At 35.3% G+C, this 14,062-nt stretch carries 27 protein-coding genes; all 27 read right to left on the bottom strand.

Annotation, left to right across the window (positions count from 1 at the left end):
• Nucleotides 1–42: 42 nt before the first annotated feature.
• Nucleotides 43–426: a 30S ribosomal protein S11 gene (gene rpsK / locus AC1DVP_RS09325; protein WP_024981527.1), complete on the bottom strand. Its 384-nt coding sequence runs from the start codon at nt 424–426 to the stop codon at nt 43–45.
• A gap of 8 nt (nt 427–434) precedes the next feature.
• Nucleotides 435–809, bottom strand: a complete 375-nt coding sequence (rpsM, locus tag AC1DVP_RS09320) for a 30S ribosomal protein S13 (RefSeq protein WP_100433334.1) — start codon at nt 807–809, stop codon at nt 435–437.
• Nucleotides 810–811: 2 nt separating this feature from the next.
• Nucleotides 812–928 (bottom strand): type B 50S ribosomal protein L36, encoded by a 117-nt coding sequence (gene ykgO / locus AC1DVP_RS09315; protein WP_008992256.1) that lies wholly within the window; start codon nt 926–928, stop codon nt 812–814.
• Nucleotides 929–940: 12 nt separating this feature from the next.
• Nucleotides 941–1,156: a translation initiation factor IF-1 gene (gene infA / locus AC1DVP_RS09310; RefSeq protein ID WP_007136545.1), complete on the bottom strand. Its 216-nt coding sequence runs from the start codon at nt 1,154–1,156 to the stop codon at nt 941–943.
• 3 nt (nt 1,157–1,159) lie between these two features.
• A complete protein-coding gene (gene secY / locus AC1DVP_RS09305; RefSeq protein ID WP_100433333.1) occupies nt 1,160–2,506 on the bottom strand; it encodes a preprotein translocase subunit SecY in 1,347 nt (448 codons plus the stop codon).
• Between the two features lie 13 nt (nt 2,507–2,519).
• A complete protein-coding gene (rplO, locus tag AC1DVP_RS09300) occupies nt 2,520–2,972 on the bottom strand; it encodes a 50S ribosomal protein L15 (RefSeq protein ID WP_100433332.1) in 453 nt (150 codons plus the stop codon).
• A gap of 11 nt (nt 2,973–2,983) precedes the next feature.
• Nucleotides 2,984–3,166, bottom strand: a complete 183-nt coding sequence (gene rpmD / locus AC1DVP_RS09295) for a 50S ribosomal protein L30 (protein WP_026706255.1) — start codon at nt 3,164–3,166, stop codon at nt 2,984–2,986.
• A gap of 12 nt (nt 3,167–3,178) precedes the next feature.
• Complete coding sequence (gene rpsE / locus AC1DVP_RS09290; protein ID WP_116797193.1) at nt 3,179–3,703, bottom strand: 30S ribosomal protein S5; 525 nt, start codon at nt 3,701–3,703, stop codon at nt 3,179–3,181.
• A gap of 3 nt (nt 3,704–3,706) precedes the next feature.
• Complete coding sequence (gene rplR / locus AC1DVP_RS09285) at nt 3,707–4,057, bottom strand: 50S ribosomal protein L18 (protein ID WP_477183205.1); 351 nt, start codon at nt 4,055–4,057, stop codon at nt 3,707–3,709.
• A gap of 11 nt (nt 4,058–4,068) precedes the next feature.
• Nucleotides 4,069–4,611 (bottom strand): 50S ribosomal protein L6, encoded by a 543-nt coding sequence (rplF, locus tag AC1DVP_RS09280; RefSeq protein WP_477183204.1) that lies wholly within the window; start codon nt 4,609–4,611, stop codon nt 4,069–4,071.
• Nucleotides 4,612–4,629: 18 nt separating this feature from the next.
• Nucleotides 4,630–5,028, bottom strand: a complete 399-nt coding sequence (gene rpsH, locus AC1DVP_RS09275) for a 30S ribosomal protein S8 (protein ID WP_100433328.1) — start codon at nt 5,026–5,028, stop codon at nt 4,630–4,632.
• A gap of 107 nt (nt 5,029–5,135) precedes the next feature.
• On the bottom strand, nt 5,136–5,405 hold the full coding sequence (gene rpsN / locus AC1DVP_RS09270; protein WP_026707007.1) for a 30S ribosomal protein S14: 270 nt from the start codon (nt 5,403–5,405) through the stop codon (nt 5,136–5,138).
• 3 nt (nt 5,406–5,408) lie between these two features.
• Nucleotides 5,409–5,960 (bottom strand): 50S ribosomal protein L5, encoded by a 552-nt coding sequence (rplE, locus tag AC1DVP_RS09265; RefSeq protein ID WP_077377755.1) that lies wholly within the window; start codon nt 5,958–5,960, stop codon nt 5,409–5,411.
• Between the two features lie 2 nt (nt 5,961–5,962).
• Nucleotides 5,963–6,277, bottom strand: a complete 315-nt coding sequence (gene rplX / locus AC1DVP_RS09260; protein ID WP_035668111.1) for a 50S ribosomal protein L24 — start codon at nt 6,275–6,277, stop codon at nt 5,963–5,965.
• 11 nt (nt 6,278–6,288) lie between these two features.
• Nucleotides 6,289–6,657, bottom strand: coding sequence for a 50S ribosomal protein L14 (gene rplN / locus AC1DVP_RS09255; RefSeq protein ID WP_007803649.1), 369 nt, complete (start codon nt 6,655–6,657; stop codon nt 6,289–6,291).
• Between the two features lie 2 nt (nt 6,658–6,659).
• Complete coding sequence (gene rpsQ / locus AC1DVP_RS09250) at nt 6,660–6,920, bottom strand: 30S ribosomal protein S17 (protein WP_026706247.1); 261 nt, start codon at nt 6,918–6,920, stop codon at nt 6,660–6,662.
• Between the two features lie 17 nt (nt 6,921–6,937).
• Nucleotides 6,938–7,129, bottom strand: coding sequence for a 50S ribosomal protein L29 (rpmC, locus tag AC1DVP_RS09245; protein WP_035668115.1), 192 nt, complete (start codon nt 7,127–7,129; stop codon nt 6,938–6,940).
• Between the two features lie 13 nt (nt 7,130–7,142).
• The gene (rplP, locus tag AC1DVP_RS09240; RefSeq protein WP_017495016.1) at nt 7,143–7,568 is read right to left on the bottom strand and encodes a 50S ribosomal protein L16; all 426 of its coding nucleotides are present in this window, start codon (nt 7,566–7,568) and stop codon (nt 7,143–7,145) included.
• A gap of 19 nt (nt 7,569–7,587) precedes the next feature.
• Nucleotides 7,588–8,340, bottom strand: coding sequence for a 30S ribosomal protein S3 (gene rpsC / locus AC1DVP_RS09235; protein WP_100433325.1), 753 nt, complete (start codon nt 8,338–8,340; stop codon nt 7,588–7,590).
• Between the two features lie 5 nt (nt 8,341–8,345).
• Nucleotides 8,346–8,759 carry a 50S ribosomal protein L22 gene (rplV, locus tag AC1DVP_RS09230; RefSeq protein ID WP_268847741.1) on the bottom strand — a complete coding sequence of 138 codons (414 nt, stop codon included), beginning with the start codon at nt 8,757–8,759 and terminating at the stop codon, nt 8,346–8,348.
• 6 nt (nt 8,760–8,765) lie between these two features.
• A complete protein-coding gene (gene rpsS, locus AC1DVP_RS09225; protein ID WP_024981511.1) occupies nt 8,766–9,044 on the bottom strand; it encodes a 30S ribosomal protein S19 in 279 nt (92 codons plus the stop codon).
• Between the two features lie 6 nt (nt 9,045–9,050).
• Nucleotides 9,051–9,875, bottom strand: a complete 825-nt coding sequence (gene rplB / locus AC1DVP_RS09220; protein ID WP_100433324.1) for a 50S ribosomal protein L2 — start codon at nt 9,873–9,875, stop codon at nt 9,051–9,053.
• 6 nt (nt 9,876–9,881) lie between these two features.
• Complete coding sequence (rplW, locus tag AC1DVP_RS09215) at nt 9,882–10,172, bottom strand: 50S ribosomal protein L23 (protein ID WP_115813673.1); 291 nt, start codon at nt 10,170–10,172, stop codon at nt 9,882–9,884.
• Nucleotides 10,173–10,178: 6 nt separating this feature from the next.
• Nucleotides 10,179–10,808 carry a 50S ribosomal protein L4 gene (gene rplD, locus AC1DVP_RS09210; protein ID WP_477183203.1) on the bottom strand — a complete coding sequence of 210 codons (630 nt, stop codon included), beginning with the start codon at nt 10,806–10,808 and terminating at the stop codon, nt 10,179–10,181.
• Nucleotides 10,808–11,425, bottom strand: a complete 618-nt coding sequence (gene rplC, locus AC1DVP_RS09205; RefSeq protein WP_477183202.1) for a 50S ribosomal protein L3 — start codon at nt 11,423–11,425, stop codon at nt 10,808–10,810. Before rplC ends, rplD begins: the two co-directional genes overlap by 1 nt.
• Before the next feature lie 154 nt (nt 11,426–11,579).
• Nucleotides 11,580–11,885 carry a 30S ribosomal protein S10 gene (gene rpsJ / locus AC1DVP_RS09200; protein WP_007803605.1) on the bottom strand — a complete coding sequence of 102 codons (306 nt, stop codon included), beginning with the start codon at nt 11,883–11,885 and terminating at the stop codon, nt 11,580–11,582.
• A 10-nt stretch (nt 11,886–11,895) separates the two neighbouring features.
• Entirely contained in the window at nt 11,896–14,052 is a 2,157-nt protein-coding gene (gene fusA / locus AC1DVP_RS09195; protein ID WP_477183201.1) for an elongation factor G, read from the bottom strand.
• Nucleotides 14,053–14,062 lie beyond the last annotated feature (10 nt).

The following is a 14,062-nucleotide window of genomic DNA, read 5'->3' as shown; positions in this document are numbered from 1 at the left end:
AATCGTTATTCTACCTTTATTATACTATAATTTATTTGAGTATTATACTCTACGTCTTTTTGGAGGACGACATCCGTTGTGAGGCATTGGAGTAACATCAATAATTTCTGTAACTTCAATTCCACCATTATGCAAAGAACGAATTGCAGACTCACGTCCGTTTCCTGGTCCTTTTACATAAACTTTTACTTTTTTAAGTCCAGCCTCAAGAGCTACTTTACTACAATCTTCTGCTGCCATTTGAGCTGCGTATGGAGTATTCTTTTTAGAACCTCTAAAACCCATTTTACCAGCTGAAGACCAAGAAATAACTTCACCTTTTTTGTTAGTCAAAGAAATGATGATGTTATTGAAGGTAGCAGAAATATGAGCTTCTCCCGTTGATTCAACGATAACTTTACGTTTTTTTGCAGTTGCTTTAGCCATATTACTTATTATTTAGTTGCTTTTTTCTTGTTAGCAACAGTTTTTCTTTTACCTTTTCTTGTTCTAGAGTTGTTTTTAGTTCTTTGTCCTCTTAATGGAAGACCAGATCTATGACGAATTCCTCTATAACATCCAATATCCATTAAACGTTTGATGTTCAAAGAAACTTCAGAACGCAATTCTCCTTCAATTTTGAATGTTCCAACAGCTTCACGAATTGCTCCGATCTCGTCATCATTCCAATCTTGAACTTTTTTATCTTGGCTAACTTGAGCTTTTTCTAAAATCTCAATTGCTCTACTTCTTCCTAATCCGAAGATATAGGTAAGTGCTATAACACCTCTCTTATTTTTTGGGATATCTACCCCTGCTATTCTTGCCATAATTATCCTTGTCTTTGTTTAAATCTAGGATTCTTTTTGTTTATTACGTACAATCTCCCTTTTCTACGCACAATTTTGCACTCGGGACTTCTCTTTTTTACTGATGCTCTAACTTTCATAGTGAATATCCTTTAATATCTATAAGTAATTCTTGCTTTTGACAAATCATAAGGACTCATTTCTAGTTTCACTTTATCACCAGGTAATAATTTGATGTAATGCATACGCATTTTTCCAGAAATATGAGCAATTACGATATGTCCATTTTCTAACTCTACACGGAACATCGCATTTGATAATGCTTCAATGATTGATCCGTCTTGTTCTATTGCTGATTGTTTTGCCATAAGTTAAGCTACCGCTTTTCTATTTTTACCACTTTTCATCAAACCATCATAATGCTTATTCAACAAGTATGAATTGATTTGTTGAATAGTATCTATTGCAACTCCAACCATAATTATCAATGAAGTCCCTCCAAAAAACATAGCCCAAGATTGTTGAACATCCATAAGACTTACAACAATGGCTGGGAACACAGCTATCAAAGCAAGAAATAAAGATCCTGGAAAAGTTATTAAAGACATCACTTTATCAAGATAATCTGAAGTCTCAACACCTGGTCTAACACCTGGTATAAAACCTCCACTTCTCTTTAAATCATCAGACATCTTATTAGTAGGAACCGTAATTGCAGTATAAAAGAAAGTAAATACAACAATTAATGTTGCAAATAAGAAATTATACCAAAAACCGAACATATTACTAAAAGCACCAACAATAGATTGAGAAGCATCTGATTTAGACAAACCAGCAACAGCAGCAGGAATAAACATAATTGCTTGTGCAAATATAATTGGCATTACACCAGATGCATTAAGCTTTAACGGAATCCATTGTCTGTTACCACCCATCATATCTTGTTCGAAATCACCAGATGTTGTACGACGTGCGTACTGCACTGGGATTTTTCTAACTGCCATTACAAGTAACACACAAGAAATAATTACAAGTAACCAAATAATGATTTCGACAACCAATAACATTGGGCCTCCATTATTATTAGTAACTCTTGTAGTGAATTCTTGAATAAAAGCTTGTGGTAACCTAGCCAAAATACCAACCATAATCAAAAGGGAAATACCGTTTCCGATACCTTTATCAGTAATTTTTTCTCCTAACCACATGGCAAAAATTGTACCAGTAACTAAAATAACAACTGAAGAAAATAAAAATTCAAAAGAATTAAATCCCAAAATGAAAGCTGAACTAGGTAAAGTTCTGTAAAGATTGTAGATATAAGTTGGTCCTTGCACTAAAGTTATAACTATAGTTAACCAACGGGTAATTTGATTGATTTTTTTTCTACCACTCTCTCCATCACTTTGTAGTTTTTGCAAATAAGGAATCGCAATTCCCATAAGTTGTACAACAATAGATGCAGAAATATAAGGCATAATTCCCAAAGCAAAAACTGAAGCTTTAGAAAATGCACCTCCGGTAAACATGTCTAGAATAGATCCTAATCCATTTTTAGTTTGTCCAGCCAATCCAGTTAATTGAGTTGCATCAATTCCTGGTAACGTAACATGGGCACCAAAACGATAAACTAAAAGCAGACCTAATGTAATTAAAATTCTATTTTTTAGCTCTTCTATTTTCCAAACATTACTTATTGATTCAATAAATTTCTTCATCTTACTTGTCGAATTACATGATTACAGCTTCTCCACCAGCAGCTTCAATAGCAGCTTTTGCAGTAGCAGTAAATTTGTGAGCAGTTACTTTTAATTTTGCTTTCAATTCTCCTCTACCTAAAATCTTAACGATTTCATTTTTAGTAGCAAGACGATTAGCCACATAAACTGTCATATCAACAGTATCTGTGATTACTCCATTATCAACCAATAATTGAAGAGTATCAAGATTAACACCTTCGTATTCTTTACGATTGATGTTAGTGAAACCAAACTTAGGCACACGTCTTTGAAGTGGCATTTGACCACCTTCAAAACCAATCTTTTTAGAATAACCAGAACGAGATTTTGCTCCTTTGTGACCTCTTGCAGAAGTACCACCTTTACCAGAACCTTCACCTCTACCTAATCTTTTATTTTGATTGTGTGTAGAACCCTCAGCAGGTTGTAAGTTACTTAAATTCATAACAGTATTTGTTATTTAGCTTCTTCAACAGAAACTAAGTGTTTAACTTTATTTATCATCCCAAGGATAGCAGGATTTGAATCATGCTCTACAACTTGTCCCATTTTACGTAGGCCTAAAGCTTCCAAACCTCTTTTTTGAGTAAGAGGACAGTTGATTTTGCTTCGAACTTGTTTTACTAATAATTTAGCCATAATTTCCTTGAATTAACCTTTAAAAACTTTTTCTAAAGAAACACCTCTTTGTTTTGCAACAGTGTAAGCACTTCTCATTTGTAATAAAGCATCAAAAGTTGCTTTCACTACGTTGTGAGGATTTGAAGATCCTTGTGATTTAGATAATACATCATGAATCCCAACTGATTCAAGAACTGAACGAACAGCTCCACCAGCAATAACCCCTGTACCATGAGAGGCAGGAATTAAGAATACACGTGCACCACCAAATTTACCTTTTTGTTCGTGAGGAACTGATTGTCCGTTCAAAGGAATTTTCACAAGATTTTTCTTTGCATCTTCAACTGCTTTTGCAATCGCTTCAGAAACGTCTTTAGATTTTCCTAATCCATGACCTACAACTCCATTTTCATCACCTACAACTACAATAGCAGAAAAACCAAAAGCTCTACCTCCTTTTGTAACCTTAGTAACACGATTTACACTCACCAAACGATCTTTTAATTCAAGACCACTTGGTTTTACTAACTCTATATTTTTGTATTTAGACATAATATATTAGAATTTAAGCCCAGCCGCTCTTGCGCCTTCCGCTAATGATTTAATACGACCGTGGTATAAGTAACCTCCTCTATCGAAAGTAACATCATTTATACCTGCTTTCAAAGCTTTCTCTGCAACAAGTTTTCCAACTGCAGCAGCCACTTCAATATTCGTACCTTTTCCAATTTCTTTTTCTCTTGAAGAAGCAGCTAATATAGTAACTCCATTTACATCATCAATTAATTGAGCATAAATTTCTTTGTTACTTCTAAAAACAGATAGTCTCGGTTTAGTAGCAACACCACTAATCGTTTTTCTAATTCTGAATCTAATACGTTGTCTTCTTTCAGGTTTTGTTAATGACATAATCTTATTTTTTAAGCTGATTTACCTGCTTTTCTTCTTAATACTTCACCTACAAATTTAACACCTTTTCCTTTGTACGGCTCTGGTTTACGGAAACCTCTGATTTTTGCCGCAACTTGACCTAAAAGTTGTTTATCCAATGATGTTAATTTCACAATCGGGTTTTTACCTTTTTCAGAAATAGTTTCAAGAGTTACCTCAGGAGCTACTTCTAATATAATATTATGAGAAAAACCAAGTGCTAAATCTAATTTTTGCCCTTGATTTGAAGCTCTATAACCAACCCCTACCAATTCTAAAGATTTAGTAAAACCTTCTGTTACACCAATAACCATGTTATTAATTAAAGATCTGTACAAACCGTGTTTTGCTCTTTGGTCTTTATGATCAGAAGATCTTTCTACTAGAACCTGATCTCCTTCAACTGTTACAGTTACGTCCGAAAACTCCTGAGATAGTTGACCGTTTTTTCCTTTTACAGTAATAATACCGTCTGCAACTGTAACAGTTACACCAGCTGGTATTGTTACTGGGCTTTTACCTATTCTTGACATCTTATATAGTCTTTAAAATTAGTATACGTAACAAATTACTTCTCCACCTACATTTAATTGCTTGGCTTGTTTACCTGTCATCAACCCTTTTGAAGTTGAAACAATAGCAATTCCTAATCCGTTAAGGATTCTTGGGATTTTAGAAGCACCTGCGTACTTACGTAAACCTGGTTTACTAATTCTTTGGATATCTTTGATTACCGGCTCTTTAGTATCTTTATCATACTTCAAAGCAATTTTGATTGAACCCTGTACAGAGTTGTCTTCAAATTTGTAACTTAAGATATAACCTTGATCAAATAAGATCTTTGTTATTTCTTTTTTTAGATTAGATGCTGGAATTTCGACAACTTTGTGGTTTGCAGCCACAGCGTTTCTAACTCTCGTCAAATAATCTGCAATTGGATCTGTATACATATGTATTAATTTGCGGCTATGGTTTTCAGCTAATACCTCATTAACTGAACCTTTAACCAGTTTATAAATGTGAAAAACAGACGTGATTACTCACGTCTGAATATTTTCTACCAAGATGCTTTTTTAACACCTGGTATCAATCCATTGTTAGCCATTTCACGGAATGTAACACGTGAAATACCGAATTGACGCATATACCCTCTTGGTCTGCCTGTTAATTTGCAACGATTGTGCAAACGAACTGGCGAAGCATTTTTCGGTAATTTTTGCAAACCTACGAAATCTCCAGCTTCTAACAAAGCTTTTCTTTTCTCAGCATACTTAGCTACCGTTTTTTCTCTCTTAACCTCACGGGCTTTCATTGATTCTTTAGCCATATCTTAATTCTTTTTAAAAGGTAAACCTAATTCAGCCAACAATGACTTTGCTTCTTTGTCTGTTTTTGCAGTAGTTACAAAAGAAATGTCCATTCCAGATATTTTATTTACTTTGTCAATATCAATTTCAGGGAAAATGATTTGCTCTAAAACACCTAAATTATAGTTTCCTCTACCATCAAAACCAGTCGCTTTAATACCACTGAAATCTCTAACACGCGGTAATGCAGAAGTAATAAGTCTATCTAAAAACTCATACATTCTTTCACCACGCAAAGTAACTTTTGCTCCAATAGGCATCCCTTTTCTCAATTTGAAAGACGCAACATCTTTCTTTGAAATTGTAGATACTGCTTTTTGTCCAGTAATCTTAGTTAATTCATCAACTGCATAGTCAATCAATTTTTTATCAGATACTGCTGCACCAACTCCTTTACTCAAAACGATTTTTTCCAATTTAGGAACTTGCATAACGTTTGTGTAACCGAATTCTTCTTTAAGAGCAGAGATAACTCTACTCTTATATTCTTCTTTTAGTCTAGGTATATATGCCATTACTATAGTACTTGATTAGATTTTTTTGAAAATCTTACTTTCTTATCTCCTTCAACTCTAATACCTACTCTTGTTGTTTCCTTAGTTTTAGGATCAATTAGAGAAATGTTAGATATTTGAATAGAAGCTTCTTTTTTTACAATACCACCTTGAGGGCTTTTTGCACTAGGTTTCGTATGTTTAGAAACCATGTTTACACCTTCAACAATTGCTTTGTTTTTCTCACGGTAAACACGTAAAACTTTACCTTCAGCACCTTTATGGTCTCCAGCAATAACTCTTACGATGTCTCCTGATTTTATTTTTAGCTTTATCATCTTAAAACGAATTAAAGCACTTCTGGTGCTAATGATACAATTTTCATGAATTGTTTTTCACGAAGTTCTCTTGCTACCGGACCAAAAACACGAGTTCCTCTCATTTCCCCTGCTGCGTTCAAAAGAACACATGCATTATCATCGAAACGAATATAAGAACCATCAGCTCTTCTCACTTCTTTTTTGGTACGTACAACAACTGCAGTTGAAACAGCACCTTTTTTAACGTTTCCGTTAGGTGTTGCGTCTTTAATTGATACTACAATCTTGTCTCCAACAGAGGCATACCTTCTTTTGGTACCTCCTAAAACACGGATAGTTAAAACTTCTTTAGCTCCTGTGTTATCTGCTACTTTTAGTCTTGATTCTTGTTGTACCATAATTATTTAGCTCTTTCTAGGATTTCAACTAATCTCCAACATTTTGATTTACTCAAAGGACGCGTTTCGCTAATTCTTACAGTATCTCCAATGTTACAGTCGTTTGTTTCGTCATGTGCAACAAATTTCTTTGTTTTCAACACGAACTTACCGTATAATGGGTGTTTTACTTTAGTTACTTGAGCAACTACAATGGATTTATCCATTTTGTTTGAAGTAACAACCCCAATTCTTTCTTTTCTTAAATTTCTTTTTTCTTCCATCTTTCAGCAGAATACAATTATTGTAACTCTCTTTTAGTAAGTTCTGTAGCTAATCTAGCAACTGTTCTTCTTACACTTCTAATTTGAAGTGGGTTCTCAATTGGAGAAATAGCGTGAGCCATTTTTAGATCAGCATATGCCTTCTTAGTTTGGCTAAGTTTTTCTTGCAACTCCGCTGCAGAAAGATCTTTTATTTCTGATTGTTTCATAATATAATATAGATTATGCTTCGAAATCTCTAGCAACAACGAATTTAGTTTTTACTGGAAGCTTTTGAGCTGCAAGACGTAATGCCTCTTTTGCAACTGACAAAGGAACTCCTCCAACTTCAAACATAATTCTTCCGGGTTTAACAACGGCAGCCCAATATTCAACGGCACCTTTACCTTTACCCATACGTACCTCAAGAGGTTTCTTAGTGATAGGTTTGTCTGGAAATATTTTAATCCATAATTGTCCTTCTCTTTTCATGTAACGAGTTGCAGCAATACGTGCTGCTTCGATTTGACGAGAGGTTAAGAACATTCCATCTTCATGTACAGATTTAATACCAAACATTCCATTAGAAAGTTCGTGTCCTCTTTGGGAATTCCCTTTCATTTTACCTTTTTGTACCTTACGGTATTTTGTTCTTTTAGGCTGTAACATTTTTCTTTAGTTTAAAAATTTACTTTCTTTTACGAGCGTCTGGTTTTCCACCTTTATTAAAGTTAGATTTGCCACGAGGAGCATCTCCGCCTTTACCACCACCAGGTTGCTTTTTATCCATTCCTGCAAGTGGAGAAAGATCTCTCTTTCCATAAACTTCACCTTTCATGATCCATACCTTGATACCCATTCTACCATAAGTAGTATGAGCTTCAGCCAAAGCATAATCAATATCAGCTCTGAAAGTTGATAGAGGAATTCTACCTTCTTTGAAACCTTCTGAACGAGCCATCTCAGCACCATTCAAACGACCAGAAATCAAAACTTTGATACCTTCTGCGTTCATACGCATAGAAGCAGCAATAGCCATTTTGATTGCACGTCTGTAAGAAATACGGCTTTCGATTTGACGACAGATGCTTGTAGCAACTAGATACGCGTCAAGTTCAGGTCTTTTAATTTCAAAGATGTTGATTTGAACCTCTTTGTCAGTAATTTTCTTAAGTTCTTCTTTCAACTTGTCTACCTCTTGTCCGCCTTTCCCAATAATAATACCAGGTCTTGCAGTAGTGATAGTAACGGTTACAAGTTTCAAAGTTCTCTCGATGATTACTTTTGATACACTAGCTTTTGATAAACGAGCGTGGATATACTTTCTGATTTTTTGATCTTCGGCTAATTTATCACCGTAGTCATTTCCACCATACCAGTTTGAGTCCCATCCTCTGATGATACCAAGTCTATTTCCAATTGGATTTGTCTTTTGTCCCATGCTGCTTAAGAATTGCTTTGTGTGTTATTGATAGCTCCCAACACGATTGTTACGTGATTAGAACGTTTTCTTATTCTGTGTGCTCTACCTTGTGGAGCTGGACGAAGTCTTTTTAACATCATTCCACCATCTACACGGATTTCTTTAACAAATAATCCAGCTTCTTCAAGATTACCTTCACTATTTTTTTGCTCCCAGTTATTGATTGCAGATAATAATAGTTTTTCTAATTTTCTTGAAGCTTCTTTCGAACTGAATCTTAATATGTTAAGTGCTCTTTCTACCTTCTGACCTCTTACCAAGTCCGCTACTAAGCGCATTTTTCTAGGTGAAGTAGGGCAGTTATTCAATTTTGCGAAAGCTAAAGACTTATTAGCCTCTTTTCTCGCATCTGCTGTTTCTCTTTTACGAACTCCCATTGCTTCTTATTTTTTACCTTTATTTTTTGCTCCAGCATGACCTCTAAAAGATCTAGTTGGTGAAAATTCTCCTAATTTGTGACCTACCATGTTTTCTGTAACGTAAACTGGTACAAATTGACGACCGTTATGAACTGCGATAGTTTGTCCAACAAAATCTGGAGTAATCATAGAAGCTCTAGACCAAGTCTTTACCACTCCTTTATTTCCACCTGCGATGTTTTCTTCAACTTTCTTTTCTAACTTATAATGAACGAAAGGTCCTTTTTTTAATGAACGTGCCATATCTTATTATTTCTTTCTACGTTCTACGATATACTTGTTACTCGGGTTTTTCTTAGAACGAGTTCTATAACCTTTAGCTGGTATTCCATTTCTTGAACGTGGATGTCCACCAGAAGAACGTCCTTCACCACCACCCATTGGGTGATCAACAGGGTTCATTGCAACAGGTCTTGTTCTAGGTCTTCTTCCTAACCATCTTGTTCTACCAGCTTTTCCTGATACAACTAATTGGTGATCCGAATTAGAAACTGCTCCAATTGTAGCTGAACAAGTCAACAAGATCAATCTTGTTTCTCCTGAAGGCATTTTAATTGTTGCATATTTTCCATCTCTTGCCATTAATTGAGCAAATGTTCCAGCAGAACGAGCGATTACAGCCCCTTGTCCTGGTCTCAATTCGATACAAGAAATAACAGTTCCTAAAGGAATTCTGCTTAAAGGCAATGTATTACCAATTTCAGGTTGAGCTTCTGGACCAGAAACCACTTTCTGTCCAACTTTCAATCCGTTTTGAGCAATAATGTATGTTTTTTCACCATCAGCATAAGCTAATAAAGCGATAAACGCAGTACGATTTGGATCGTATTCAATAGATTTCACTGTAGCTGGAATTGCTTCTTTTGTACGTTTGAAATCAATAATACGATATCTCTGCTTGTGACCACCACCCGTATAACGCATGGTCATCTTTCCTTGACTATTTCTACCTCCAGAGTTTTTTATCGGCGCTATCAAAGAGCGTTCCGGCTTATCAGTTGTAATGGCGTCATAACCATTCACAACTCTAAATCGCTGACCTGGGGTAATAGGTTTTAATTTTCTTACTGACATTTTATCTTAGATATTGTTGTAAAAATCAATTGTTTCTCCTTCTTGTACTTGAACAATCGCTTTTTTAATAGCGTTAGTCTTTCCACTGATTAAACCACTTTTAGTGTATTTTGTAGTTCTGTCCGGTCTCACATTTATTGTATTAACACTCAAAACATTTACTCCATAAGCAGCCTCAACAGCTTTCTTAATTTGTACTTTGTTTGCTTTTCTGTCAACAACGAATCCGAAGCGATTTAAAACTTCACTTTCTTTGGTTACTTTTTCCGTTACGATAGGTTTAATTATGATGCTCATATCCTATTATTTACTTAAATTTTCTTCAATTACTTCCAAAGAACTCTCCAAAAGCACTAAATTATTAGCATTTAAAATAGCATAAGTACTTAATTCATAACTACTTACAACACTAGACGCCTTTAAATTACGTGACGACAAATATACATTTTTATTGGTATCACCCAACACAAACAGCGATTTTTTATTTTCTAACTCTAAAGCTTTCAAAACATTAATGAAATTTTTAGTGTTTGGTGTTTCAAAATTAAAATCTTCAAGAACGATAATGTTTGACTCTTTTGCTTTAATTGAGAAAGCAGATTTTCTAGCCAAACGTTTCAAGCTTTTATTCAATTTGAATGAATAACTTCTTGGTCTTGGTCCAAAAACTGTTCCACCACCTTTAAACAATGGATTCTTTGCACTACCCGCACGAGCAGTACCAGTTCCTTTTTGTTTTTTTATTTTACGAGTACTTCCCGCTACTTCAGCTCTTTCTTTAGCTTTGTGCGTTCCTTGACGTTGATTAGCAAGATACTGCTTAACATCAAGATATACTGCGTGATTATTTGGCTCTATACCAAATACTGAATCAGAAAGTTGAACTTTTCTTCCAGTATCTTTTCCGTTGAAATCTAATACTTTTGCTTCCATTACTTCTGAATGATTACATAAGAGTTTTTGCATCCAGGAATACATCCTTTAACAACAAGCAGATTCTTTTCAGCAACTACTTTTAAAACTCTAAGGTTTTGAACTTTTACATTATCTCCTCCCATTCTTCCAGCCATACGCATCCCTTTGAATACTCTAGATGGATAAGAAGAAGCTCCTACAGAACCTGGCGCTCTTAAACGGTTATGCTGACCATGAGTTGCTTGTCCAACACCACCAAATCCGTGACGCTTAACAACCCCTTGAAAACCTTTACCTTTAGATACACCTTGTACATCTACAAATTCTCCTTCTTCAAAAATTGAAACCTCAATAAGATCTCCTAATTTCTGTTCAGTTGCAAAATCTTGAAATTCAACGACTTTTTTCTTAGCAACAGTTCCAGCTTTCTTAAAGTGACCTAGAGCCGCTTTTGTGGAATGTTTCTCGTTTTTGTCATCGAAACCAAGTTGCAACGCTTCGTACCCGTCAACACCTTTGGTTCTGACTTGGGTAACAACGCATGGTCCAGCTTCGATTACTGTACAAGGAATATTCTTCCCGTTTTCGTCGAAAATACTAGTCATGCCGATTTTTCTACCAATTAACCCAGACATAAATATTAATTATTAATTATTAAATATAAATATAGAACGCTGCTTTTAAGCAAATCCTATTTTTTTAGTGGGTGCAAATGTATAACTTATTTACACACAAACCAAAAAAATATTTTTTACCTAAAAACGGCGTTCCTTTTTACTCTTAAAGTACTTAAACTTTGATTTCAACTTCAACTCCACTTGGCAATTCAAGTTTCATTAAAGCATCAATAGTTTTAGAAGAAGATGAATAAATATCAATTAATCTCTTATATGACATTACTTCAAATTGCTCTCTCGCTTTTTTGTTTACGTGTGGAGAACGCAATACTGTAAAAAGTTTTTTGTGAGTTGGTAATGGAATTGGACCAGTAACAACAGCACCTGTAGTTTTTACTGTTTTTACAATCTTTTCAGCAGACTTATCCACCAACATATGATCGTAAGATTTTAGTTTTATTCTGATTTTTTGACTCATTTTCTTTAAATTAAGCGTTTCCTTTTGCTTTTTTGATTACTGCTTCTGAAATATTAGCAGGCGTTTCTGCATAGTGTGAAAATTCCATTGTAGATGTTGCACGACCTGAAGATAAAGTTCTTAAAGTTGTTACATATCCAAACATTTCAGACAATGGCACATCAGCTTTAATAGTTTTAGCACCAGCTCTATCACCCATGTCATTTACCTGACCTCTACGACGGTTGATATCACCTACGATATCCCCCATGTTTTCTTCCGGTGTAATAACCTCCATTTTCATGATTGGCTCTAAAATAACTGCACCTGCAGCTTTAGCTACCTCTCTATACCCCATTCTTGCTGCAAGCTCAAAAGAAAGTGCATCAGAATCCACAGGGTGGAAAGATCCATCCAATAAAGTAACCTTCAAACTATCTACTTGGTACCCTGCTAAAGGACCAGTTTTCATAGCTTCACGGAAACCTTTTTCTACAGAAGGAATATATTCTTTAGGAACGTTACCACCTTTTACCGAATTCACAAATTGCAATCCAACTGGAGTTTTCCCGTCAACTTCATCCGCTGGCTCAAGAATAAATACGATATCACCGAATTTACCACGACCACCTGATTGTTTCTTGTAAGTTTCTCTGTGTTGTGCTTTTTTAGTAAACGCTTCTTTGTATTCAACTTGAGGCTCACCTTGATTCACTTCAACTTTAAATTCACGTTTCATTCTATCAACCAAGATATCTAAGTGTAACTCACCCATGCCTGAAATAATAGTCTGACCTGAAGCTTCATCAGTTCTAACTGTAAATGTTGGATCTTCTTCAGCTAATTTAGCTAAAGCCATACCCATTTTATCTACGTCAGCTTTTGTTTTAGGCTCAATAGCAATACCAATTACCGGTGCAGGGAATTTCATTGACTCAAGAATAATTGGGTGCTTTTCATCACACAATGTATCTCCAGTTTTAATATCTTTAAATCCAACAGCAGCTCCAATATCTCCAGCTTCGATAAATTCGATTGGATTTTGCTTGTTAGCATGCATTTGGTAGATACGAGAAATTCTTTCTTTATTACCAGAACGAGTATTCAAAACATAAGATCCAGCATCCAATCTTCCTGAATAAGCACGGAAGAAAGCCAAACGACCAACAAATGGGTCAGTAGCAATTTTAAACGCTAAAGCAGCAAATGGCTCTTTAACATCTGGCTTACGCAAGATTTTAGTTTGATCTTCCTCTAATAATTCAGCATCATCTGGATGAATTCCAGTAATACCTTCTTTATCCATCGGAGATGGCAAGTATTTACATACAGCATCTAACATGAATTGAACTCCTTTATTTTTGAAAGAAGATCCAGCAATCATAGGAATGATAGCCATATCCATTACAGCCGCTCTTAACGCAACGTTGATTTCTTCCTCTGTAATAGAGTTTTCATCTTCCATGAACTTTTCAAGCAAATTCTCATCATAATCAGCAACTGCTTCAATAAGAATCGATCTGTATTCTTTTACTTCTTCAAGCATATCTTCTGGAATAGGCACCACTTCATAAGTAGCTCCCATACCAGCATCATCCCAAACAATAGCTTGGTTTCTTACTAAATCCACAACACCTTTGAAATCATTTTCTTCACCAATTGGCAAAGTGATTGCAACTGCATTTGACTTCAACATATCTCTTACTTGTTGACAAACCATCAAAAAATTAGAGCCTTGTCTATCCATTTTATTAACGAAACCAATACGTGGCACTCTGTATTGATCTGCTAATCTCCAGTTAGTCTCTGATTGTGGCTCAACACCATCAACAGCACTAAACAAGAAAACCAAACCATCAAGTACACGCAAAGAACGATTTACTTCAACAGTAAAATCAACGTGCCCAGGGGTATCGATAATATTAAAGTGGTAAGGTAATGTTTCAGGTAAAATTTTACCTTGAGTTGTTGGAAAATTCCATTCACAAGTTGTAGCCGCAGAAGTAATTGTAATACCTCTTTCTTGCTCTTGTRCCATCCAGTCCATTGTTGCCGCACCATCGTGTACTTCACCAATTTTGTGTGATTTTCCAGTATAGAATAATATACGCTCTGTTGTTGTTGTTTTACCAGCATCAATATGAGCAGCAATTCCTATATTTCTTGTATATTTAAGTTCTCTAGCCATTTCTTAAGAA

The sequence above is a fragment of the Flavobacterium sp. P3_A6 genome (genome assembly GCF_056403035.1).
Note: the sequence above shows the minus strand (reverse complement) of the source record. Positions and strands in the feature narration are given on the sequence as shown.